The organism is Enterobacter cancerogenus, assembly GCF_019047785.1.
GTDB lineage: Bacteria > Pseudomonadota > Gammaproteobacteria > Enterobacterales > Enterobacteriaceae > Enterobacter > Enterobacter cancerogenus.
The window spans coordinates 729,334-751,295 of the sequence record NZ_CP077290.1 but is presented as its reverse complement, the minus strand read 5'-3'; the positions used below and the strand labels follow the sequence as shown (position 1 = coordinate 751,295).

Here is a 21,962-nt window from a genome sequence, read left to right as displayed (position 1 = left end):
GCCTCCTTATTCGTCCGGGGTCAGTTCGCCGCGCAGGTTTTGCATCATCGCGCGGCGAATGGACGCTATGTCCAGATCCTGACTCAGTAAATAGTGAAGTTTAGTCAGCGTGGCCTCGACGGTCATATCAAAACCGCTAATTACGCCCGCATGGGCCAGCGCGTTGCCGGTGGCGTAGCCGCCCATATTCACCTTGCCGGACATGCACTGGGTCAGGTTGACCACCACGATCCCGCGATCGCTTGCCTCCTGAAGCTCTTTCAGGAACTCACTGTTTTGCGGGGCATTACCCACGCCGTAGGAGCGCAGGATCAGCGCCTTCACCGGCTGGCGCAGGAAGTTGCGCACCACATCGGCCGAGATCCCCGGATAAATGGTGACCACGCCAATCGGCTGCGGCGTGATCGGGTGGACGATCAGCTCGCCTGCGGTATTGGGTGCCGGTGGGGTGCCAAGACGACGAATATGAATGCCCGCTTCAAGCAGCGGCGGCAGGTTGGGGGACGCAAACGCGTCGAAGCCATCCGCGTGCGCTTTCGTCGTGCGGTTACCGCGATAGAGACGGTTATTGAAGAACAGGGACACTTCGTTAATCGGGTAGTTGGCCGCAACGTACAGGGAGTTCAGCAGGTTGATCTGCCCGTCCGAGCGCAGTTCCGCCAGCGGAATTTGTGAGCCGGTGACGATAACCGGTTTACTCAAATTCTCGAGCATGAACGAGAGCGCCGAGGCGGTGAAGGCCATCGTATCGGTGCCGTGCAGGATCACAAACCCATCGTAGTCGTCGTAATGGGCTTTGATGTCTTCCGCAATATGCTGCCAGTCTTCCGGCGTCATGTCGGAGGAGTCCATCAGCGGCGCATACTCGTGAATGGTAAAGTCAGGCATTTCCGGGCGGTGGAACTCCGGCATCAGGGCAAGCTGACGCTGGAGATGGCCGGAGACCGGAATATAGCCGTTTTCGGAACGCTGCATACCAATGGTACCGCCGGTATAGGCGACGTAAATCGATTTCTTCTGCATGAGGTTGAATTCTGTTGCTTAAACGAAAAATCCCCTCTTCATGGAAGAGGGGACGAATTTAACGGACGTTAGCACAGGTCAGACAAAACGCGTAACGGCTTTGCGGGTCGTTAAAGGCCGCGAGTTTGTCGCTCTCCGCCTTCATCGCTTTTGCCGCAGTGGCGACAGGCGCAGGCAGATAAGCCTGCATCGCTTCAGGCAGCATCGCGCGCACGGAAACGGACATGCTGTTCATCACCATATCGAAGAACGATGGCTCGTCCTGATAATAGTCCACATGCCACTGCTTGAGTTTTGCCAGCTCTGCCGCTTTTTTCACGGCGTCATCGAAATCACCCAGGCTGTCTACCAGACCGTTGCTTTTCGCATCCTGACCGGTCCAGACGTGGCCTTGCGCAATCTGGTCAATCTGCTCTGGCGTCTTTTTACGAGAGTCTGCAACCAGGGTGATAAAGCGCTTATACCCGTTCTCAATGCTGAGCTGCATCATTTCCGAGACTTCCGGTGGCAGAGACTTGGTTACCGAAACATCGGCCAGCGGTGAAGTGGCGACGCCATCGGTATGCACGCCGAGATAATCCAGGCTGTTTTCAACGGTGTTAATGACCCCGAAGATACCAATTGAGCCAGTCAGCGTGCTGGGGTTAGCCACGATGTAGTTCGCAGGCGTGGAGATCCAGTAGCCGCCGGATGCTGCCATTCCGCCCATCGAGACCACCACCGGCTTACCTGCGGCACGCGCGGCGGCCAGCTCGGCGCGGATCACCTCAGAGGCGCTGACGCTGCCGCCTGGGCTGTTTACGCGCAGAACAATCGCTTTCACATTCGGATCGAGACGCGCATCGCGGATTTGTGATGCGGTCGTATCGCCGCCCACGTTCCCCGGCGTTTCCTGGCCGTCCATAATCGCGCCGTTAGCAAAGACCACCGCGATGCTGTCACCGCTGTCATCCGGTTTTTTCGCCGCGTAATCGTACATGCTGATGGCGCTGTAGTTTTTGTCCTCTTTACTCCAGCCAAACTGTTTGGTCAGCGCTTTTTCAACGTCAGCGCTTGAGCCGAGCGCGTCGACCAGCTTGTTGTCGAGAGCATATTTGGCGGTATCACCGTCGGCCTTACGCAATCCGTCCAGCACGCCCTGCGCGCCAGGGAAGACTTGCTCTTTGGTGATTTGACGGTTCGCGGCGATGGTGCCCAGATAGTTTTGCCACAGCTCGCCAATCCAGCGGCTGTCCGCTTCACGGGCCGCAGGCGACATATCGTCACGGATGAACGGTTCAACGGCAGATTTATAGGTGCCGACGCGGAAGACGTGGGTTGTGACTTTCAGCTTGTCGAGCAGCGATTTGTAGTACAGGCCGTTGGTCGCGAAGCCGTGCAGGTCAACCGTGCCCTGCGGCGAGAGCCAGATTTTATTGGCGAAGCTTGCCAGATAGTATTGCCCCTGGCTGTAGCTGTCGCCGACGGCAATCACCGGCTTACCGGCGTCACGGAATTCGCGCAGCGCTTTGCCGATGTACTGCATCGACGGCTGATCGGCCCCGGCAAAATCTTTCAGGTCGAGCACGATACCGGTGATGTTGCGGTCGTCTTTTGCCTGGCGGATGGTGTCCACAATATCGAACAGGGAGTTTTCCTGCAGGCGGTCGGAGGTTGCGCCAAACAGCTGGCGGCCAATCACGCCCAGGCGGTTGCTGGTGGACGGTTTATCCACGATCACCCCGGTGATATCAAGCAGCAGCGCACCGCGCGTTGAATGCTGTGCCTGGCTTGTGCTGCTGATGTGCATCCAGATGCCTACGCAAACCAGCACCAGGAAGATGAAGAAAATGTTCATCACCAGGTTGCGGACGAAGTTGAGCAGTCGCCACGTCCATTTAAAGAAACCGGCAAAGATTCGCCAAAGGGTTCGCATGTATTCTCCCTAACCAGAAAATGACTGTTTCCGTCGACACGAGACGGCAATGTGGGGTTATCGTAATGACCCAACCGCCTCTTGTCAGCAGGAATCGCCTGCCGCGCTGTAACAAAATCTGCTGCCGTGTTAATTTTGTGAGCAAATTTCAAGACAGGAGTTAACCAATGGACGCACTTGAACTGCTCGTTAACCGTCGTAGCGCTTCCCGCCTGGCCGAACCGGCCCCTGTGGGGGAGCAGCTGGAAAATATTTTGCGTGCCGGCCTGCGTGCGCCGGATCATGGCACCCTTCAGCCATGGCACTTCTTTATTATTGAAGGTGAAGGACGCGAGCGCTTCAGCGCCCTGCTGGAAAAAGGGGCCGTGGCGGCAGGTCAGGATGAGAAGGGCATCGAGAAAGCGCGCAGCGGGCCATTTCGCGCACCAATGATTATCGCCGTGGTGGCGAAATGCCAGCCTGACCATAAAGTGCCCGTCTGGGAGCAGGAGATGTCCGCGGGCTGCGCGGTCATGGCGATGCAAATGGCCGCGCTTGCCCAGGGCTTTAACGGCATCTGGCGTACCGGCCCGCTGACCGAAAGTGCCGCCGTCCGCGAGGGCTTATCCTGCGGTGAGCATGATAAAATTGTCGGTTTCCTCTATCTCGGCACGCCCCAGCTTAAAGCCTCCAGCACCATAAACGTGCCGGATACCTCGCCTTTCGTCAGCCGTTTTTAATTCCCCGCGCTAAACTGTCTGGATTCTGAGCATCCGCCGCAGAATTCAGACAGTCATACTTACCTCTTTATGGAATGAGCGCTACCATAGCGCGATTGCAATGACAGGAGATGTCCATGAGCGAGCAAACCATTCGTTTAACGCAATACAGCCACGGAGCCGGTTGCGGTTGTAAAATTTCCCCGAAGGTGCTGGAAACCATCCTGCACAGCGAGCAGGCGAAGTTTGTCGACCCGAACCTGCTTGTCGGCAACGAAACGCGTGACGATGCAGCGGTATATGACCTGGGGAACGGCACCAGCATTATCAGCACCACCGATTTCTTTATGCCGATTGTCGATAACCCGTTTGATTTCGGGCGCATTGCGGCCACCAACGCCATCAGCGATATCTTCGCGATGGGCGGCAAGCCGATCATGGCGATTGCGATCCTGGGCTGGCCGATCAACACCCTTGCGCCGGAAATTGCCCGCGACGTGATCGAAGGCGGACGTTTTGCCTGTCAGCAGGCGGGTATTGCGCTGGCGGGAGGGCACTCTATTGATGCACCGGAGCCGATTTTTGGTCTGGCCGTGACGGGCGTGGTGCCGACCGAGCGCGTGAAGCGCAACAGCACCGCGCAGGCGGGCTGCAAACTGTTCCTCACCAAGCCGCTGGGCATTGGCGTGCTGACCACCGCCGAGAAGAAATCGCTGCTCAAGCCGGAGCATATCGGGCTGGCAACGGAAGTGATGTGTCAGATGAACCTGGCCGGTGCGGCGTTTGCCAACATCGACGGGGTGAAAGCCATGACCGACGTCACCGGCTTTGGCCTGCTCGGTCACCTGAGCGAAGTGTGTCAGGGCGCAGGCGTGCAGGCGCAGGTCTGGTATCAGGACGTGCCGAAGCTGCCGGGTGTGGAAGAGTACATTGCGCAGGGCGCGGTACCGGGCGGTACGCAGCGTAACTTCGCCAGCTACGGTCATCTGATGGGTGAGATGCCTGAGGCGTGGCGCGACCTGCTGTGCGATCCGCAAACCTCCGGCGGCCTGCTGCTGGCGGTCACGCCGGAAGCAGAAGCGGATGTACAGGCGACCGCCGCTGAGTTTGGCATCACCCTGACGGCGATCGGCGAGCTGGTTACCGCCCGCGGTGGCCGTCCGATGATTGAGATCCGTTAATTCGATGCGGTTGTTTATTGCCGAAAAGCCAAGTCTGGCCCGAGCCATTGCCGATGTGCTGCCTAAACCGCATCGCAAAGGCGACGGCTTTATCGAATGCGGAAACGGGCAGGTGGTGACCTGGTGTATCGGTCACCTGCTCGAGCAGGCGCAGCCGGATGTCTATGACAGCCGCTATGCCCGCTGGAACCTCAATGACCTGCCCATCGTGCCGGAAAAATGGCGGTTGCAGCCCCGGCCCTCGGTGACCAAACAGCTCAACGTCATCAAGCGCTTCCTGCATGAGGCGTCTGAAGTCATCCACGCGGGTGACCCGGACAGAGAAGGGCAACTGCTGGTGGACGAGGTGCTGGATTATCTTGAGCTGGCCCCGGAAAAACGCCAGCAGGTGCAGCGCTGCCTGATCAACGACCTCAACCCGCAGGCGGTGGAGCGTGCAATTACGCGTCTGCGCGCCAACAGCGAATTTATCCCGCTGTGCGTCTCGGCGCTGGCGCGTGCGCGTGCGGACTGGCTCTATGGCATCAATATGACCCGCGCCTACACCATTCTCGGGCGCAACGCGGGTTATCAGGGCGTGCTCTCCGTCGGGCGCGTTCAGACGCCGGTGCTGGGGTTGGTGGTACGGCGTGATGAAGAGATCGAAAACTTCGTCGCCAAAGATTTCTTCGAAGTGAAAGCGCACATCGTTACCCCGAAGGACGAACGGTTTACCGCCGTCTGGCAGCCGAGTGATGCGTGCGAATCTTATCAGGACGAAGAGGGGCGACTGCTGCACCGTCCGCTGGCGGAGCACGTCGTTAACCGCATTACCGGTCAGCCCGCTATCGTCACCAGCTATAACGATAAACGGGAATCAGAACCCGCGCCGCTGCCGTTTTCGCTCTCTGCCCTGCAGATTGAGGCCGCCAAACGCTTTGGCCTGAGCGCGCAGAACGTGCTGGACATCTGCCAGAAACTCTACGAAACCCATAAACTTATCACCTATCCGCGTTCGGACAGCCGTTATCTGCCGGAAGAACATTTTGCCGGGCGTCACGCGGTGATGAACGCGATTGGCGTCCACGCGCCGGACCTGCTGCCGCAGCCTGCCGTGAACCCGGATACCCGTAACCGCTGCTGGGACGATAAAAAGGTGGATGCCCACCACGCCATCATCCCGACGGCGCGCACCAGCAACGTCAATCTCACGGAAAACGAGTCAAAGGTCTATAACCTGGTGGCCCGTCAGTACCTGATGCAGTTCTGCCCGGATGCGGTATTCCGCAAATGCGTGATTGAACTCGACATCGCCAAAGGCAAATTTGTCGCTAAAGCGCGTTTCCTGGCGGAAGCGGGCTGGCGCACGCTGCTGGGCAACAAAGAGCGTGACGAAGAAAACGACGGCACGCCACTGCCGGTGGTGGCAAAAGACGATGAACTGTTGTGTGAGAAAGGCGAAGTGGTGGAGCGTCAGACCCAGCCGCCGCGTCATTTCACCGATGCGACGCTGCTGTCGGCGATGACCGGTATCGCGCGTTTTGTGCAGGACAAAGATCTGAAGAAGATCCTGCGGGCCACCGACGGACTGGGGACGGAAGCGACCCGCGCGGGGATCATCGAGCTGCTGTTTAAACGCGGCTTCCTCGAGAAAAAAGGGCGCTACATTCATTCAACGGAACCGGGCAGGGCGTTGATCCACTCCCTGCCGGAGCTGGCTGCGAGGCCGGACATGACCGCGCACTGGGAATCGGTGCTGACGCAAATCAGTGAAAAGCAGTGCCGCTATCAGGACTTTATGCAGCCACTGGTCGGGACGCTGTATCAGCTGATCGACCAGGCGCGCAGCACGCCGGTGAAGCGCTTCCGGGGAATGGTTGCGCCAGGCGGCGGCGCGAAGAAGCCGTTTAAAAAGAAAAAGAGCGCGGCAGCCTCTTAAACCGTAGGCCGGGTAAGGCGCAGCCGCCTGCCAAAAAAAGCCCGGTGGCGCTAACGCTTACCGGGCCTCTACGGCGATTCGGCCTGAAATCTTAAATCACACCCTGCCCAATCATCGCATCCGCCACCTTCACGAAACCGGCGATATTGGCACCGCGCACGTAGTTGGTCTGGGATGCCTCACCGCCGTACTCCACGCAGGCGTGATGGATATCCAGCATGATGTGATGCAGGCGCGCGTCCACTTTCTCCGCTTTCCAGCCCATACGCGCGGCGTTTTGCGCCATCTCCAGGCCGGAGGTGGCAACCCCGCCCGCGTTCGCGGCTTTTCCTGGCGCAAACAGCACGCCCGCGTCCAGGAACAGGTCCGTTGCCTCAATGGTGGTTGGCATGTTTGCGCCTTCTGCCACCGCCTTCACGCCGTTGCCAATCAGGGTACGCGCAGCGTCCACGTCCAGTTCGTTCTGCGTGGCACACGGCAGCGCGATATCCACCGGCACTGACCACGGCTGTTTGCCTTCGAGATAGGTCAGGCCAAACTCGCGGGCATAATCGGCCACGCGCCCGTCGCGGCTGGCTTTGATTTCGCACAGGCGAGCCAGCTTCTCAGCCGTAAAGCCTGCTTCGTCCACCACGGTACCGCTGGAGTCAGAGGCCGTAATAACGCGTGCGCCAAACTGCATCGCTTTTTCAATCGCATACTGCGCCACGTTGCCGGAGCCGGAGACGGCCACGCGCATACCTTCAAACCCTAAACCGTGGCGTTTGAGCATCGCTTCGGTGAAGTAGACCAGGCCGTAGCCGGTCGCTTCCGGGCGGATCAGGCTGCCGCCAAACGACAGGCCTTTACCGGTAAAGACGCAGGCGCTGTTGTTGGAGAGCTTTTTCATCATGCCGGCCATAAAACCGACCTCGCGACCGCCCACGCCGATATCACCGGCTGGCACGTCGGTGTCCGGACCAAGATGACGATACAGCTCGGTCATCAGCGCCTGGCAGAAGCGCATGACTTCGCCTTCGCTTTTACCTTTTGGATCGAAATCGCTGCCGCCTTTACCCCCGCCCATCGGCAGGGTGGTCAGGGCGTTTTTGAAGGTCTGCTCAAAGCCGAGGAACTTCAGAATGGAAAGGTTGACGGAAGGGTGGAAGCGCATCCCGCCCTTAAACGGCCCGATGGCGGAGTTAAACTGCACGCGCCATGCGCGGTTAACCTGTACCTGATTGCGATCGTCTACCCACGTCACGCGAAACTGGATCACGCGCTCTGGCTCTACCAGACGTTCCAGCAGGGACAGTTGACGATAGCGCGGATTCGCTTCAAGGAAAGGCCACAGGGTGGTCATGACTTCACGAACGGCCTGCGCGAACTCGCTCTGATGCGGGTCGCGCTGTTGAACATGGGTAAGGAAACTGTCCAGAGAGCGTGTCTGATCCATAGATATAAGAACCTCTTATAATCGTTTGTATATTGGCTTATGCGATTTGTGTTGTTTTTTTGACTATACCACCCGCACGGCCCGCCGAGGCAAGCGGAAATTTGTCGCGAAAGGGAAATTCATTATCCGCCTCGGGTCATAATAAAAAACGATGATGAGATAAATTAAAGGTTCGGCCCGGGTTTACCGTTATAGTCATTATCAGGACCCAACAGGAAGAACCGTCTATGAACCGTTATATCGCCACTGCCTTACTCGCGCTTCTGTCCGCAACGGCGCAGGCCGACCGTATCCGCCCGGACGTGGAGGTGAACGTCCCGCCAGAGGTGTTCAGCTCCGGGGGGCAGCGTGCGCAGCCCTGTAACCAGTGCTGCATCTATCAGGATCAAAACTACTCGGAAGGCGCGGTCGTTAAAGCGGACGGCGTGCTGTTGCAGTGCCAGCGCGATGAACGCACTATCAGCACGAACCCGCTGGTCTGGCGGCGCGTAAAAGCATAAAGGCCTCAAGCAGGGGGATATCCGCTGGCGCCAGGGCGTAGCGCAAGGCCTCCTCGGGAGAGCACCACGCCAGCGCGCTGTGATAGTGTGCGGTGAGTTCTCCGCGCCAGGCGGGAACATGCCAGGCATGCAGATGGATAATCCGCTGCGACACTTCACGCTGGTGGCTGGCGACATATACCCCCGGTTCGGCGTCGATACCCAACTCTTCGCGCAGCTCGCGGATCAACGCCTGAGGCTGGGTTTCACCGGCCTCGACTTTGCCGCCCGCGAATTCCCACATCCCGGGCTGATCGGCATGTGGCGGTCGCTGGGCCAGTAAAATTTTGTCGTCTTTTTCGATAATTGCCGCAACGACATCGACTATTTTCTGCATGGTCATCAATGATTGGTAAAGAAAAACGACATATTATCGTGCCCTTTGAAAGAGTCCAGTCATCAGGAGAAGCAGGTGAAAGAGACAACCACCTGGGTTGCACCCGTCAAAACCCTTCCCGTCAGCCTAAAACCGATTGCCGCCATGCAGAAGAAACACTTCGGCGCGGTGCTTAACCCCACGCGCTGGTGGGCGCGCATGCCGCCTCTGTTTTGGCTGGTGGCGCTGTTTGTCGGTTTTCTTGAACGGCGCAAGGCGCGCCTCAGCCCGGTGCTCCGGTCGCTGCTGATGACCCGCGTCTCCCAACTTTGCCACTGCGCATTCTGTATTGATGCCAACAGCCTGCGCCTGGCCGAGCGTGCGGGAGCGCTGGATAAAGCACAGGCTGTCAGCGACTGGTACCATTCTGCGCTGTTCAGCGAGCAGGAGCGCGCCGCGCTGGCGTATGCCGAGGCGGTAACGGCTACGCCACCTCGGGTGGATGATGAGCTCAAACAGCGTCTGCATCGCCACTTTTCCGATGCGGTCATCACCGAGATGACGGCGCTGATCGCCTTCCAGAATCTGTCAGCCCGATTCAATGCCGCCCTGGACATTCCATCCCAGGGGCTGTGCGCCACCGTTAAAGAGACTCCCCATGCTTGATCGCCACCTGCACCCGCGCATCAAACCGATGTTGAACACGCTTGTCGCCGCACTAGACAAGCCTTTTATTACGCCAGATGGCGTAACCTTGGTCGGGTTTGCGGTGGGGGTCCTGGCGTTGCCGTTTCTGGCGCTGGGCTGGTACCCGGCGGCACTGTTTACCATTCTGGTAAACCGGCTTATGGATGGACTGGACGGTGCGCTGGCGCGCCGCAGAGGGCTGAGTGATGCTGGAGGATTTCTTGATATTGCGCTCGATTTTCTGTTCTACGCGCTGGTGCCGTTTGGCTTTGCCCTTGCCGCGCCTGCAGAAAATGCGCTGGCCGCCGCCTGGCTGCTGTTCGCCTTTATCGGTACCGGCAGCAGCTTTCTGGCGTTTGCCGCGCTGGCGGCGAAGCACAACATTGATAACCCGGGCTATGCGCACAAGTCGTTTTACTATATTGGCGGGTTAACGGAAGGGACGGAGACTATCGCGCTGTTCGTGCTGTGCTGCCTGTTCCCGGCACACTTCACGCTGTTTGCGTGGGTATTCGGCGCGTTGTGCTGGCTGACCACCACAACGCGCATCTGGAGCGGCTACGTGACGCTGAAGTCACTTACCCGCTAGCGAACGCTTTCAGGCCCGCGCTCACCGGTGACGATCGGGTTTTTCGGATCGGCACTCCATTCGTACCAGCCGCCGTCGTATACGGCGACGTTTTTCCAGCCCATTGCGCGCGCGTACATGAAGGTTTCTGACGCGCGCCAGCCGGTACCGCAGTAGAACGCCACGTGCTGATCCGGCAGGATGTTCCACGTTTTCCACATGGCGGCAATGTCATCGGCGCTGCGCATGGTGCCGTCCGGGTTATGGAAGTCTTCCATGTGCGTGGCATCGCTGCCCGCATGGCCCCAGCGTGCCCCGGCGATTTCACCTTTTGGCTTGATGTAGCTGTAGCCGCTGGTTTCGCCGATAAACTCCGGCCATGAACGAATACTCACCAGCGAAGCGTCCTGGCGATGCAGCATCCCCCTGGCCTGTTCCATATCCACCATCAGCTGAGGCTGGCCGGGGATCGGTGCGCCAAAGTCAGGCGCGGGTTTGACCTTCGCAGGCATACCACGCTCTACCGGCAGCCCCGCATCGGACCATGTTTTCCAGCCGCCATCGAGAATGCGCACATCCTTCACGCCGGCATACAGCATGATTTGCGCCACGCGCGCGGCGGCGTACACGTCGCGACCATACAGAATCACGGTGGTGTCATGACGGATACCGTTTTTGGCCAGCAGCGCTTTCAGCTTGTCGTCCGACACTTTGTTCCACAGCGGCTCGCTTTCCACATCGTTGGTGTCAATGTAGCCCGCGCCGGGAATGTGGCTCAGCAAATAGAGCTTCGGCGCGCCCCAGGCGGCTTCAACGATTTTCCAGTCGCCCGCCGGGGCGGCAGTGACGGGCTTACCCTGCTGCAAATTATGGATCCACTCTGGATAGACCAGTTGCTCAAAATGCGGCAAACGTTGCAGACGATCGGCGTGCGTCAGGGCATCGCTCAGCAATGACACGTGGGTAAAGCCCGCTTTTTCCAAGCGCGCTTGTACGGCCTGATTGTCACTGTCGCTGCCGTAGAGGGCAATCGCCGTGGCGGGTGTCAGATGGTGCTGTTTCGCCCAGGCGCTGAGCTGGTCATCGCTCATCGCCCCAAGCCAGGATGCCGAAAGGTTCAGGGCGGCAGGCTCATGCCCGGAGGATGCCCCCGGCGTCTGCGGCCAGCCGTTATAAAACGCACTCGGGCGGGTATCGATCGCCGCACCATGCTGTTGCTGTAGCTGGGCGAGGGTCAGTGAAGCGGCCATATCAGCCGCAACGGAGGAGAAAGAGGCGAGGCCGCAAAGCAGGGCCAGCGCGGTCAGTTGAGAAACACGTTTCATCGTAAAACCTGACGTCAGTAAAAGAGTGCGCCATTGTCCTCTCTCCGGTTACAAAAAACATTGCGTTAGCACATTATTGCCAGCGGGAAAGCGCAATCACCTCGCCGCCAGACGGGATGTCCTCTTCATCGTGGGTAACCAGCACCACCGGAATATTGCGGGTGCGAACGGCATCAAAGACCCATTCCCGAAAAGAGACCCTTAACGCCTTGTCGAGGCGGCTGAACGGCTCATCAAGCAGCAGGGCCTGCGGCTCGGCGAGCAGGGCGCGCAGCAGGCTTACTCTGGCGCGCTCCCCGCCAGAAAGCGTAGCCGGATCGCTGGCGTAGCGGTGCGCCATACCGGCAGACGCCAGCGCCTGCTGGACGGCCTCGCGCCGGGCGCGTCCGGCGATCCGGGCCGGGAGGGCCAGCATCAGATTTTGCCCGACGCTGAAGTGATCGAACAGCAGGGCATCCTGAAACAGAATGCCCAGCCCGCGCTGTTCCACGGGCAGGGTATCGCAGCGGCGGCCATTCAGCCACAGTTCGCCGCGCGCCTGAAAATCGGCTGACAGCGCGCCCACCATCCAGGAAAACAGCGTCGATTTCCCGCAGCCGGAGGGGCCCATCAGCGTGACGATCTGCCCTGGCGGGACGCAGAAACTGACCTGCCGAAAAAGCGGCTCAATGGTGAGGTTGTCTATTTTCAGCACTAGCGTAGTCCTTTGCGGTAGCGGCCTACGAGCCGGGATAACAGCGCGGCGGCAGCAAATATACTGCCGGTGACCAGCAGCAGGCCCAGCGCCAGGTTTGCCAGCACCGGGACACTGCCGCCGCTGCCGAGCGCGACGGCCTCGGTGGTCAGCGTGGCGTACCGCCCCGCACCCAGCCAGAGCGTCGGCATGTATTGCGCCATGCTCACCGAAAAGCCCGTGGCAAACGCCAGCAGGGCAGGCCGGATCAGCAGGGGGCATTTCAGCAGAACAAAAATTTTAGTCCGACGCCAGCCGAGCGTTTTGGCCGTCAGGATCAGCCTCGGGTCAAGCCTGCGCCACGCGGGTTGCAGAATCAGCAACATCCACGGCACCACCCACAGAAGGTGGCCCCACAGGACGGCGGTATACTGTCCGTCCATCCCCAGTCGTAGCGCAAGGTCATACTGGCCGGAAACCAGCGGCAGTGCGGGAAGCGCCAGCGGAAGCCACACCCACAGCGCGCGGCGTTGCGGCCCCCATTCGAGCCAGAGAAAAATGATGATCAGCGCCAGCAGGCTGGATAGCAGGCCAAGCGACAGGCTGGTGGTGTAGAGGGCAAGGTCGACCTCGCGATAGCGCGCCAGCATCACCAGCACTGCGGCGCAAAGCACGCCGCAGCCGGGCAGAAACCCGGCCCCTGCGCTGAGGGGGCGTCGGGCGTGTGATGCCCGCCGTATGCCGGACATATCCGGCAGCGTGCGCCGCCAGATATTCCAGATGCCATAGCCCATCCCGGCCAGTACGGCCAGCAGCACCAGCAGGATCACGCACAGCAACGTTCCTTTCACCTGCTGCTGGGCATCGCCCTGGCTCAGCCAGTGCCACGCCAGCACCGCCAGCGTCGGCGGGTTGCCCGGCCCCAGAACGATGGCGACATCGACCACGGAGAGCGACCAGGCGAGCACGGCCAGCATTACCGCGCCCAGCGCAGGGGCAATGGTCGGCAGGATCAGCAGACGCAGCGTCTGCAGGCGGCCATAGCCGAGGGTCTGTAACACCAGTTTTTGCTGCGCAAGCGGGTGCTCAGACAGTACGGCGTACAGCATCCACAGCACAAACGCGCTCTCCTTGACGGCAAGTGTCAGCCCAAGGCCGATCCCGTACCGGTCCATCTGCGGGGTACACAGCGTGCAAATTTGATAGAAGAGGCCGCCTTCAGCAAAGGTCAGCAGCACGCTGGTGGCGAAGGCCACGTGAGGAATGGCTAAAAGCCACGGCAGGCGGCTGCTCAACTGCCGCCAGCGCTCGCCGGGCCAGAGAAGTGTCACCAGGCTCAGGGCGATAAACAACGCGCCGAGCGTGGCAATCAACGCCGAGACCAGCGTTGCGGCCAGCGCCTGCGGCAACTGGGGATCGCTCATCAGCGACAGCCAGTCGTCGGGGCTGAACGCCGGCGCCAGCAGTAAGCCCGCCGCCGGGAGCATCGGCAGATAGATGACCGCCATCGCCAGCCAGACCAGGGCGCTTAACGCGTGCCGTAGCGGCGCAGCCATTCCTGCTCCAGTGCGTTAACCCAGGCGGCATGCGGCTCGGCAAGCATTGCGGGCAGGCCCGCAGGCGTGTGTTCGGCAAGCCTCTGGGCTGCTTTTGCGGGAAGGGTACGGGCATCGAGTACGCTCGGATCGCCCCAGATTGCCGGATCGGCCTTGCGGATCTGCGCCTCTGGAGAGAGCAGGAAATTGGCGACCATTTTCGCGCCTGCGCCCGAGCGGGCGTTGGCCGGTATGGCGACAAAATGAACGTTGCCGATCGTGCCGTCGCGAAAACCGAAGCTGTAGCTATCGTCAGGCAGTTCGCCGCTGGCAACCTTTTGCCGGGCGTGCGCCGGGTTGAAGGTCAGCGAGAGGTTCAGGCTGCCGCTGGCGAGCAGCGCGTCCATGCGCGCGGGCGACGGCGGGAAATCTTTCCCTTCGCGCCACAGCAGCGGATGCAGTTTGTCGAGATAGCGCCACAGCGGGGCGGTGACCTCGGAAAAGGTATCATCGGGGGCGTTGCGCAGTGCCTCAGGCCGTGGGGTGAGCGTCAGGAGCAACTGCTCCAGAAACGCAGTACCGGTAAAATCCGGCGGACGCGGATAGCTGACTTTACCCGGATGCTGCCGGGCGTAATCCAGCAGGGCCTGAGGATCTTCCGGCGGCATGGGCATGCTGGCTTTGCGGGCGATAAAGGTCAGCTGCGCGCCGCCCCACGGCGATTCTGCGCCCTCGGTCGGGATGGCAAAATCTTCGGTCACCGGTTTGCGGGTATCGACATAGCGCCAGTTTGGCAGCGCCTGCGCCCACCCGGTTTGCAGCAGGTTAGCCTCTTTCAGCGTGCGGAAGTTTTCGCCGTTAACCCACAGCAGATCAACCGAGCCGCGGGTGGTGCGTCCGGCGGCATGCTCGGTCTGAATGCGTTTCACCGCATCGGCGGCATCCGCCAGATGCACGATCTTAACGGTGATGGCGTAATGCGTTTTCATCTCGTCGCTCACCCAGTCAAGGTAGCGATTCACCGCGGGGTCGCCGCCCCAGGCATTAAACCAGACGGTCTGGCCCTGGGCCTCGTGCTGGAGGGTTTGCCAGTCGTCGGTGGCAAAGACGGGGGCCGCCATCAGCAGGCCGGTAAGAAACGCGCAAAAACGCACACGGCGCATAATGCCTCACTTTTTTGATGAAAGGGGATAACGAGAAAACAGCCAGCGGGTAACCAGCGGCAATAACCCCAGTAGTGTAAGGGCGAATACCAGGCCTGGCGACAGAATATCGCCAGGCCTGGTCAGTTTTCCCAGCTCGCGCCCGGCATTAAGAAAGATAGCCGTGGCGGGCAGCATCGCAAGCTGGCTTATCCACCAGTAGCGCCGCACGCTGAGATGCGTCAGCCCCATCAGCAGATTAACCAGGAAAAACGGGAACAGCGGCATCAGGCGCAGGGCGAAAAGATAGCGCGCGCCGTCGCGGTCCATACCCGCATTAATCGTGGACATCTGCCGGGCAAAGCGCTGCTGGACCCACTCACGTAACACGTAGCGGCTGGCAAGCATCGCCAGCGTAGCCCCGAGCGTCGAGGCAAACGAGACCAGCACCAGGCCTTCCCCCAGGCTGAACAGCGCCCCGCCGAGCAGCGTCAGGATCGCCGCGCCGGGGATCGAGAGCGCCGACACCAGCGTATAGATCGCAAAAAAGAGCGCAGCGCTTCGCAGCGGTGCCTGTGCTTTCGCCGCGAGCAGCGACTGGTGGTGGGTTTGTATGGCGTTCAGGGAGAGCATGCCCGGTGGAAGCCAGGCCCACGCCAGCGCAAATGCGCCCAGAAGGGCGCACAGAAAAAGCGTTTTACGAATGTTCACACAGGGTTACAGCTTAAATTTCGCCCATACCGGCGCGTGGTCAGACGGCTTTTCCATACCGCGGATGTCGTAGTCGATCCCGGTTTCGATGCAGCGCTCGGCCAGCGGCGCGCTTGCCAGCAGCAGGTCAATACGCAGGCCACGGTTGTCATCAAAGCCTTTTGAGCGGTAGTCAAACCATGAGAAACGATCCTGCGTGTCCGGGTTGGCGGCGCGGAAGGTATCCACCAGGCCCCAGCCCATGAGGCGATCCATCCACTCGCGTTCTTCCGGCAGGAATGAACATTTGCCGGTGCGCAGCCAGCGCTTACGGCTCTCTTCACCAATGCCGATATCCAGATCGGTCGGGCTGATGTTGACATCGCCCATGATCAGCACCGGGTTCTCTTTGTTCAGTTCAGTTGTCAGGTAGTCCTGCAGATCCTGATAGAACTTCGCTTTAGCCGGGAACTTGGTCGGATGGTCGCGGCTTTCGCCCTGCGGGAAGTAGCCGTTGATCACCGTGATATTGCCAAGCGGGGAGGGGATCTCCGCCATGATAATGCGACGCTGCGCTTCACCGTCATCGCCCGGGAAGCCGCGGCGCACGGAAACCGGCGTCTCTTTGGTCAGCAGCGCCACGCCGTAGTGGCCTTTCTGGCCGTGATAAAAGACGTTGTAGCCCAGTTTCGCCACCTCTTCGAGGGGGAACATGTCGTCGTGAACTTTTGTCTCCTGCAGGCCAATAACATCAGGCTGATGTTGCTCAACAATTGCTTCAAGCTGGTGTGGGCGGGCGCGCAGGCCGTTGATATTAAAAGAGACAAATTTCATAGTCGCTGCCAGTGCAAGGTGAATAGTGCAGGGATGGTAGCAGAATTTTGGCCCGCTGTTATCGGGTTTGACCAATAACTGCGACAGAGGCTCCCGACGGTGCAATTTTTGCACCATTCAGAGGCGCGTTGCCCTGATAAAGGGCGCAAACGGTCGGGAAATTTCGCGAGCGATCACAATTCCAGAATTATATTTGGCCTCTGCATACTCTTTCTGGTTTTCATACCGCCGGATGCCGCTTTGCGTAAAAATATTCACTTTTTATGCATCAACAGTGAATAACTCCATATCGCAACTCCTTGATATTGTGTCCTCATGAACCGTTTATGCATTTTTATCGCTGGCTGGCACGAACTCTGCAATCTACATTCACAGTGCAAACACTCAATTATTTAACATTTAAACAACCTTTTATTTACCGGATGAGGTCGCTATGTCTCTGTCAATTACGCGTGAAAATTTTAATGAATGGATGATGCCGGTTTACGCGCCGGCGGCTTTTATTCCGGTACGTGGGGAAGGTTCGCGCCTGTGGGATCAGCAGGGCAAAGAGTATATCGATTTTGCCGGTGGCATTGCGGTAAATGCGCTGGGCCATGCTCACCCGGCGCTGCGCCAGGCGCTGAATGACCAGGCGGCAAAATTCTGGCATACCGGCAATGGCTACACCAACGAGCCGGCGCTGCGGCTGGCGAAAAAGCTGATCGACGCGACCTTTGCTGAAAAAGTGTTTTTCTGCAACTCGGGGGCAGAAGCGAATGAGGCAGCGCTGAAGCTGGCGCGCAAATACGCCCACGATAAGTTTGGGGCGCACAAGAGCGGCATCGTGGCGTTTAAAAATGCTTTCCACGGACGCACGCTGTTCACCGTCAGCGCGGGCGGCCAGCCCTCTTACTCGCAGGATTTCGCGCCGCTGCCGCCGGACATCCGTCACGCCAGCTATAACGATTTGCAGTCGGCCAGCGAACTGATTAACGATTCCACCTGCGCGGTGATTGTCGAACCGATGCAGGGCGAAGGCGGTGTGCTCCCGGCGCAACAGGCGTTTTTACAGGGGCTGCGCGAACTGTGTGACCGCCATAACGCGGTGCTGATTTTCGACGAAGTGCAGACAGGCGTTGGCCGCACCGGCGAGCTGTATGCCTACATGCACTACGGCGTTACGCCGGACGTGCTCTCCACGGCCAAAGCGCTGGGCGGCGGGTTCCCGGTGGGGGCGATTCTGACGACCGATAAATTTGCCAGCGTGATGACCGTCGGCACCCACGGGACGACGTACGGCGGTAACCCGCTCGCCTCAGCCGTCGCCGGGCAGGTGCTGGACATCATTAATACGCCGGAGGTGCTGAACGGCGTCAAGCAGCGCCACGACTGGTTTGTAGAACGTCTTACCGCCATTAACGCTAAGACCGGCCTGTTTAAAGAGATCCGCGGCCTGGGGCTGTTGATTGGCTGCGAACTCGCGCCTGAGTTTGCCGGGAAAGCGAAGCTCATCTCGCAGGAAGCGGCAAAACTGGGCGTGATGGTACTGATTGCCGGTGCCAACGTGGTGCGATTCGCGCCCGCGCTGATCGTGACCGAAGAGGAGATCCGCACCGGGCTGGATCGCTTCGCACTGGCCTGCGAACAGGTGAAATCCGGGGTGTCATCATGATGGTTATCCGTCCCGTTGAGCGCGGCGATCTCGCCGGGCTCATGCAGCTTGCCGGTAAGACAGGGGGCGGGCTGACCTCGCTGCCTGCCGATGAAACTACGCTGTCGGCGCGCATCGAGCGCGCCCTGCAAACCTGGCAGGGGACGTTGCCAAAAAGCGAACAGGGTTACGTGTTCGTGCTGGAAGATACTGACACCGGCACCGTGGCCGGGATTTGCGCCATCGAAGTGGCCGTCGGGCTAAACGACCCGTGGTACAACTACCGCGTTGGCACCATGGTTCACGCCTCAAAAGAGCTGAATGTCTATAACGCGCTGCCGACGCTGTTTCTTTGTAACGACCACACCGGCAGCAGCGAGCTGTGCACGCTGTTCCTCGATCCGCAGTGGCGCAAAGAGGGCAACGGTTATCTGCTGTCCAAATCGCGCTTTATGTTTATGGCCGCGTTTCGCGACCGCTTCAATGAAAAAGTGGTCGCCGAGATGCGCGGCGTGATCGACGAGAAAGGCTACTCGCCGTTCTGGGAAAGCCTGGGCGAGCGCTTCTTCTCGATGGAGTTCAGCCGGGCGGATTACCTTTGCGGCACCGGGCAGAAAGCATTTATCGCCGAGCTGATGCCAAAGCATCCTATTTATACCCATTTCCTCAGCCCGCAGGCGCAGGCGGTGATTGGCGAAGTACATCCGCAAACCGCGCCTGCCCGCGCGGTGCTGGAGAAAGAAGGTTTCCGCTATCGTAACTACGTCGACATCTTTGATGGCGGGCCGACGCTGGAATGCGATATCGATCGCGTGCGCGCGATCCGTAAAAGCCGCCTGGTGACGGTGGCCGAAGGCCAGCCCGCACCCGGCGAATGGCCTGCCTGTATGGTCTCGAACGAGCAGGATGAAAATTTCCGCGCCATGCTGGTGCGCACCAACCCGAAATGCGAGCGCCTGATATTGACGGCGGCGCAACTGGATGCCCTGAAATGTAACCCCGGCGACAAGGTTCGCCTGGTGCGACTTTGCCCTGAGGAGAAAACAGCATGACTTTATGGATTAACGGCGACTGGATCACGGGCGAAGGCGAACCGCGCGTCAAAACTAACCCGGTGGGAAAAGAGGTGCTCTGGCAGGGTAACGATGCCAGCCCGGCGCAGGTGGAACAGGCGTGCCACGCGGCACGGCGTGCCTTTCCGGCCTGGGCGAAGCAGCCGTTTTCGGCACGCCAGTCCCTCGTTGAAAAATTTGCCGCGCTGCTGGATGCCAACAAAGCCGAGCTGACGCGGATCATTGCCGCCGAAACCAGTAAACCGCGCTGGGAAGCCGCCACCGAAGTGACGGCGATGATCAACAAAATCGGCATCTCGGTGAAGGCCTACCATACGCGCACCGGCGAGCAGCACACCGGGATGCCCGACGGTGCCGCCACGCTGCGCCATCGTCCGCACGGCGTGCTGGCGGTTTTTGGCCCGTATAATTTCCCCGGCCATCTGCCGAACGGTCATATCGTGCCCGCGCTGCTGGCGGGCAATACCGTTATCTTCAAACCGAGTGAGTTAACGCCCTTAACCGGCGAAGCGGTGGTAAAACTCTGGGAGCAGGCCGGACTGCCGCCGGGTGTGCTTAACCTGGTGCAGGGTGGACGTGAAACCGGTCAGGCGCTGAGCGCGCTGAACGATATTGACGGCCTGCTGTTTACCGGCAGCGCCGGAACGGGCTATCAACTGCATCGCCAGCTCGCCGGTCAGCCGGAGAAGATCCTGGCCCTGGAGATGGGCGGCAATAATCCGTTAATCGTCGACGATCCGGATGATATTGACGCCGCGGTACATCTGACGATCCAGTCCGCCTTTATTACCGCCGGGCAGCGCTGCACCTGCGCGCGCCGTCTGCTGGTGAAACGCGGGGCGCAGGGCGATGCGTTTCTAACGCGGCTGGTAGAGGTATCCGCGCGTCTGGTTCCCGGGCGTTGGGATGCCGAACCGCAGCCGTTTATGGGCGGGCTGATCTCCGGGCAGGCGGCACAAAATGTGCTTAACGCCTGGCAGGAGCAGAAGGCCCGCGGCGGCAAAACGCTGCTGGAGCCGCGCCTGATCGAGCCGGGGACGTCGTTGCTGTCGCCGGGCATTATTGAGATGAGCGGCGTTAACAGCGTGCCGGACGAAGAGGTCTTTGGGCCACTGCTGTGCGTCTGGCGTTACGACGCGTTTGACGACGCCATTGAGATGGCGAACAACACCCGCTATGGACTGTCGAGCGGGCTGATCTCACCCCAGCGCGAGAAATTTGAACAGCTGCTGTTAGAGGCGCGTGCAGGCATCGTCAACTGGAATAAACCGCTCACCGGGGCCGCCAGCACCGCGCCGTTTGGCGGTGTCGGGGCATCGGGCAACCATCGCGCCAGCGCATGGTATGCGGCAGATTACTGCGCGTGGCCGATGGCAAGCCTCGAAACGCCGACGCTAACGCTGCCGGAGACCCTTAATCCAGGGCTGGACTTCACTCAGGGAGACCGCCATGAAAGCGCGTGAAGTTAACTTTGACGGGCTGGTGGGGCTGACGCACCACTATGCCGGGCTGTCGTTTGGGAATGAAGCCTCGACGAAGCACCGCTTTCAGGTGTCGAATCCTAAACTGGCGGCAAAGCAGGGCTTGCTGAAAATGAAAGCCCTGTCGGATGCCGGGTTTCCACAGGCGGTGATCCCGCCGCAGGAGCGACCGAACGTCACGGTTCTGCGCCAGCTCGGGTTCAGCGGCAGCGACGAGCAGGTGGTCGAGAAAGCGGGAACGCAAACGCCGCACCTGCTCTCTGCCGCCAGCTCGGCCTCCTCGATGTGGGTAGCAAATGCGGCTACCGTTGCGCCGTCGGCGGATACGCTGGATGGCAAAGTGCATTTTACGGTGGCGAACCTTAACAACAAATTTCACCGGGCCACCGAAGCCGACACCACCGAGCGCGTGCTGCGCGCCATCTTCAACCATGATGGCCATTTCAGCGTGCATCAGGCGCTGCCGCAGGTGGCGATGTTCGGTGACGAAGGGGCGGCCAACCATAACCGTCTGGGCGGTGATTACGGCGAGCCTGGCCTGCAGCTCTTTGTCTATGGCCGGGAAGAGGGTGGACATGCAGCGCCTTCGCGCTACCCTGCGCGACAGACGCTGGCAGCGAGCCAGGCGGTCGCGCGTCTGAACCAGGTGAACCCCTCACAGGTGCTGTTTGCCCAGCAGAATCCCCGCGTGATTGACCAGGGTGTATTCCACAACGACGTGATTGCCGTATCCAACCGTCAGGTGCTCTTTTGTCACGAAGAGGCGTTTGCCCATCAGGACAGACTGCTCTCCACGCTGCGCGAGAAAGTGCCAGGATTTATGGCGATTCAGGTTCCCGCGCAGGCGGTGAGCGTGAAGGATGCGGTCGAAACGTACCTCTTTAATAGCCAGCTCCTGAGCCGTGACGACGGCAGCATGATGCTGGTGCTGCCGCAGGAGTCGCATAACCACGACGGCGTGTGGCGCTACCTTAACCAGCTGGTGAAGGCCGACAACCCGATCGATGAACTGCGCGTGTTTGACCTTCGCGAAAGCATGGCCAACGGCGGCGGGCCGGCCTGTTTACGCCTGCGGGTGGTGTTAACCCCAACGGAAATGCAGGCCGTGAATCCGGCGGTCATGATGAATGACGCGCTGTTTGAAGCGCTCAACAACTGGGTGGATCGTTACTACCGTGACCGGCTGACGCATGCCGATCTGGTTGACCCGCAGCTGTTGCGCGAAGGTCGCGAGGCGCTGGACGATCTGACGACGATCCTGCGCCTCGGCTCTGTTTATCCGTTCCAGCGCTAAAG

Annotated in this window: 20 protein-coding genes; 10 read left to right on the top strand and 10 right to left on the bottom strand. The window is 59.9% G+C overall.

All coding sequences use genetic code 11. The annotated features are described in order from the left end of the window. Positions 1 to 6 precede the first annotated feature (6 nt). On the bottom strand, positions 7 to 1,023 hold the full coding sequence (ansA, locus tag I6L58_RS03520) for an asparaginase (protein ID WP_088207472.1): 1,017 nt from the start codon (positions 1,021 to 1,023) through the stop codon (positions 7 to 9). Between the two features lie 58 nt (positions 1,024 to 1,081). After that, positions 1,082 to 2,938: a signal peptide peptidase SppA gene (sppA, locus tag I6L58_RS03515; RefSeq protein ID WP_088207471.1), complete on the bottom strand. Its 1,857-nt coding sequence runs from the start codon at positions 2,936 to 2,938 to the stop codon at positions 1,082 to 1,084. Positions 2,939 to 3,105: 167 nt separating this feature from the next. Between sppA and I6L58_RS03510 the strand changes: the two genes are divergently transcribed. The 3 genes from I6L58_RS03510 (at position 3,106) to I6L58_RS03500 (ending at position 6,735) form a co-directional block, all read left to right on the top strand. Next, on the top strand, positions 3,106 to 3,657 hold the full coding sequence (locus I6L58_RS03510) for an NAD(P)H nitroreductase (protein ID WP_006174818.1): 552 nt from the start codon (positions 3,106 to 3,108) through the stop codon (positions 3,655 to 3,657). Between the two features lie 116 nt (positions 3,658 to 3,773). Beyond that, positions 3,774 to 4,817 (top strand): selenide, water dikinase SelD, encoded by a 1,044-nt coding sequence (gene selD / locus I6L58_RS03505; protein WP_058609057.1) that lies wholly within the window; start codon positions 3,774 to 3,776, stop codon positions 4,815 to 4,817. Positions 4,818 to 4,821: 4 nt separating this feature from the next. Beyond that, the gene (locus I6L58_RS03500) at positions 4,822 to 6,735 is read left to right on the top strand and encodes a DNA topoisomerase III (RefSeq protein WP_058609056.1); all 1,914 of its coding nucleotides are present in this window, start codon (positions 4,822 to 4,824) and stop codon (positions 6,733 to 6,735) included. A 91-nt stretch (positions 6,736 to 6,826) separates the two neighbouring features. Here the strand turns inward: I6L58_RS03500 and gdhA are convergent, their stop codons facing one another. Further along, a complete protein-coding gene (gene gdhA, locus I6L58_RS03495; protein WP_058609055.1) occupies positions 6,827 to 8,170 on the bottom strand; it encodes an NADP-specific glutamate dehydrogenase in 1,344 nt (447 codons plus the stop codon). Positions 8,171 to 8,397: 227 nt separating this feature from the next. On the opposite strand from gdhA, the gene I6L58_RS03490 reads away from it, so the two are divergent. Next, complete coding sequence (locus I6L58_RS03490; protein ID WP_042319595.1) at positions 8,398 to 8,670, top strand: YnjH family protein; 273 nt, start codon at positions 8,398 to 8,400, stop codon at positions 8,668 to 8,670. Here the strand turns inward: I6L58_RS03490 and I6L58_RS03485 are convergent. After that, a complete protein-coding gene (locus tag I6L58_RS03485) occupies positions 8,630 to 9,046 on the bottom strand; it encodes a pyrimidine (deoxy)nucleoside triphosphate diphosphatase (protein ID WP_072208768.1) in 417 nt (138 codons plus the stop codon). The genes I6L58_RS03490 and I6L58_RS03485 overlap by 41 nt on opposite strands. A gap of 75 nt (positions 9,047 to 9,121) precedes the next feature. Here I6L58_RS03485 and I6L58_RS03480 point away from each other — a divergent pair, with 75 nt between their 5' ends. Continuing rightward, on the top strand, positions 9,122 to 9,691 hold the full coding sequence (locus I6L58_RS03480) for a carboxymuconolactone decarboxylase family protein (protein ID WP_088207470.1): 570 nt from the start codon (positions 9,122 to 9,124) through the stop codon (positions 9,689 to 9,691). Further along, positions 9,684 to 10,301, top strand: coding sequence for a CDP-alcohol phosphatidyltransferase family protein (locus tag I6L58_RS03475; protein ID WP_088207469.1), 618 nt, complete (start codon positions 9,684 to 9,686; stop codon positions 10,299 to 10,301). Before I6L58_RS03480 ends, I6L58_RS03475 begins: the two co-directional genes overlap by 8 nt. Here I6L58_RS03475 and I6L58_RS03470 read toward each other — a convergent pair. The 6 genes from I6L58_RS03470 to xthA all read right to left on the bottom strand — a co-directional run bounded on the left by I6L58_RS03470 (position 10,298) and on the right by xthA (position 16,479). Then, positions 10,298 to 11,605, bottom strand: a complete 1,308-nt coding sequence (locus I6L58_RS03470; protein WP_088207468.1) for a rhodanese-like domain-containing protein — start codon at positions 11,603 to 11,605, stop codon at positions 10,298 to 10,300. The two genes, I6L58_RS03475 and I6L58_RS03470, sit on opposite strands and share 4 nt — an antisense overlap. A 73-nt stretch (positions 11,606 to 11,678) precedes the next feature. Beyond that, positions 11,679 to 12,299 (bottom strand): ATP-binding cassette domain-containing protein, encoded by a 621-nt coding sequence (locus I6L58_RS03465; protein ID WP_088207467.1) that lies wholly within the window; start codon positions 12,297 to 12,299, stop codon positions 11,679 to 11,681. Beyond that, positions 12,299 to 13,834, bottom strand: a complete 1,536-nt coding sequence (locus tag I6L58_RS03460; RefSeq protein WP_088207466.1) for an ABC transporter permease family protein — start codon at positions 13,832 to 13,834, stop codon at positions 12,299 to 12,301. Before I6L58_RS03460 ends, I6L58_RS03465 begins: the two co-directional genes overlap by 1 nt. Next, positions 13,807 to 14,967: an ABC transporter substrate-binding protein gene (locus I6L58_RS03455; RefSeq protein WP_254082158.1), complete on the bottom strand. Its 1,161-nt coding sequence runs from the start codon at positions 14,965 to 14,967 to the stop codon at positions 13,807 to 13,809. Before I6L58_RS03455 ends, I6L58_RS03460 begins: the two co-directional genes overlap by 28 nt. A 15-nt stretch (positions 14,968 to 14,982) precedes the next feature. After that, a complete protein-coding gene (locus I6L58_RS03450; RefSeq protein ID WP_088207464.1) occupies positions 14,983 to 15,666 on the bottom strand; it encodes a TVP38/TMEM64 family protein in 684 nt (227 codons plus the stop codon). Positions 15,667 to 15,672: 6 nt separating this feature from the next. After that, a complete protein-coding gene (gene xthA / locus I6L58_RS03445) occupies positions 15,673 to 16,479 on the bottom strand; it encodes an exodeoxyribonuclease III (protein ID WP_088207463.1) in 807 nt (268 codons plus the stop codon). Between the two features lie 433 nt (positions 16,480 to 16,912). On the opposite strand from xthA, the gene astC reads away from it, so the two are divergent. From astC to astB, 4 genes are read left to right on the top strand one after another with little or no spacing between them, the layout of a single operon-like run. Further along, complete coding sequence (astC, locus tag I6L58_RS03440; protein WP_006174831.1) at positions 16,913 to 18,133, top strand: succinylornithine/acetylornithine transaminase; 1,221 nt, start codon at positions 16,913 to 16,915, stop codon at positions 18,131 to 18,133. Continuing rightward, the gene (astA, locus tag I6L58_RS03435) at positions 18,130 to 19,164 is read left to right on the top strand and encodes an arginine N-succinyltransferase (protein ID WP_088207462.1); all 1,035 of its coding nucleotides are present in this window, start codon (positions 18,130 to 18,132) and stop codon (positions 19,162 to 19,164) included. The genes astC and astA overlap by 4 nt, the downstream gene beginning before the upstream one ends. Continuing rightward, entirely contained in the window at positions 19,161 to 20,648 is a 1,488-nt protein-coding gene (gene astD, locus I6L58_RS03430) for a succinylglutamate-semialdehyde dehydrogenase (protein ID WP_088207461.1), read from the top strand. Before astA ends, astD begins: the two co-directional genes overlap by 4 nt. Continuing rightward, entirely contained in the window at positions 20,635 to 21,960 is a 1,326-nt protein-coding gene (astB, locus tag I6L58_RS03425; protein WP_088207460.1) for an N-succinylarginine dihydrolase, read from the top strand. The genes astD and astB overlap by 14 nt, the downstream gene beginning before the upstream one ends. Positions 21,961 to 21,962: the final 2 nt, after the last annotated feature.

Excerpts from the sequence above, each read along its gene's own strand:
- I6L58_RS03460 (WP_088207466.1), bottom strand. The coding sequence starts at position 13,834 with ATGGCTGCGCCGCTACGGCACGCGTTAAGCGCCCTGGTCTGGCTGGCG.
- astC (WP_006174831.1), top strand. The coding sequence starts at position 16,913 with ATGTCTCTGTCAATTACGCGTGAAAATTTTAATGAATGGATGATGCCG.
- astD (WP_088207461.1), top strand. The coding sequence starts at position 19,161 with ATGACTTTATGGATTAACGGCGACTGGATCACGGGCGAAGGCGAACCG.
- I6L58_RS03500 (WP_058609056.1), top strand. The coding sequence starts at position 4,822 with ATGCGGTTGTTTATTGCCGAAAAGCCAAGTCTGGCCCGAGCCATTGCC.
- xthA (WP_088207463.1), bottom strand. The coding sequence starts at position 16,479 with ATGAAATTTGTCTCTTTTAATATCAACGGCCTGCGCGCCCGCCCACAC.
- I6L58_RS03490 (WP_042319595.1), top strand. The coding sequence starts at position 8,398 with ATGAACCGTTATATCGCCACTGCCTTACTCGCGCTTCTGTCCGCAACG.
- I6L58_RS03470 (WP_088207468.1), bottom strand. The coding sequence starts at position 11,605 with ATGAAACGTGTTTCTCAACTGACCGCGCTGGCCCTGCTTTGCGGCCTC.
- gdhA (WP_058609055.1), bottom strand. The coding sequence starts at position 8,170 with ATGGATCAGACACGCTCTCTGGACAGTTTCCTTACCCATGTTCAACAG.
- astA (WP_088207462.1), top strand. The coding sequence starts at position 18,130 with ATGATGGTTATCCGTCCCGTTGAGCGCGGCGATCTCGCCGGGCTCATG.
- I6L58_RS03475 (WP_088207469.1), top strand. The coding sequence starts at position 9,684 with ATGCTTGATCGCCACCTGCACCCGCGCATCAAACCGATGTTGAACACG.
- astB (WP_088207460.1), top strand. The coding sequence starts at position 20,635 with ATGAAAGCGCGTGAAGTTAACTTTGACGGGCTGGTGGGGCTGACGCAC.
- I6L58_RS03485 (WP_072208768.1), bottom strand. The coding sequence starts at position 9,046 with ATGCAGAAAATAGTCGATGTCGTTGCGGCAATTATCGAAAAAGACGAC.
- selD (WP_058609057.1), top strand. The coding sequence starts at position 3,774 with ATGAGCGAGCAAACCATTCGTTTAACGCAATACAGCCACGGAGCCGGT.
- sppA (WP_088207471.1), bottom strand. The coding sequence starts at position 2,938 with ATGCGAACCCTTTGGCGAATCTTTGCCGGTTTCTTTAAATGGACGTGG.
- ansA (WP_088207472.1), bottom strand. The coding sequence starts at position 1,023 with ATGCAGAAGAAATCGATTTACGTCGCCTATACCGGCGGTACCATTGGT.
- I6L58_RS03510 (WP_006174818.1), top strand. The coding sequence starts at position 3,106 with ATGGACGCACTTGAACTGCTCGTTAACCGTCGTAGCGCTTCCCGCCTG.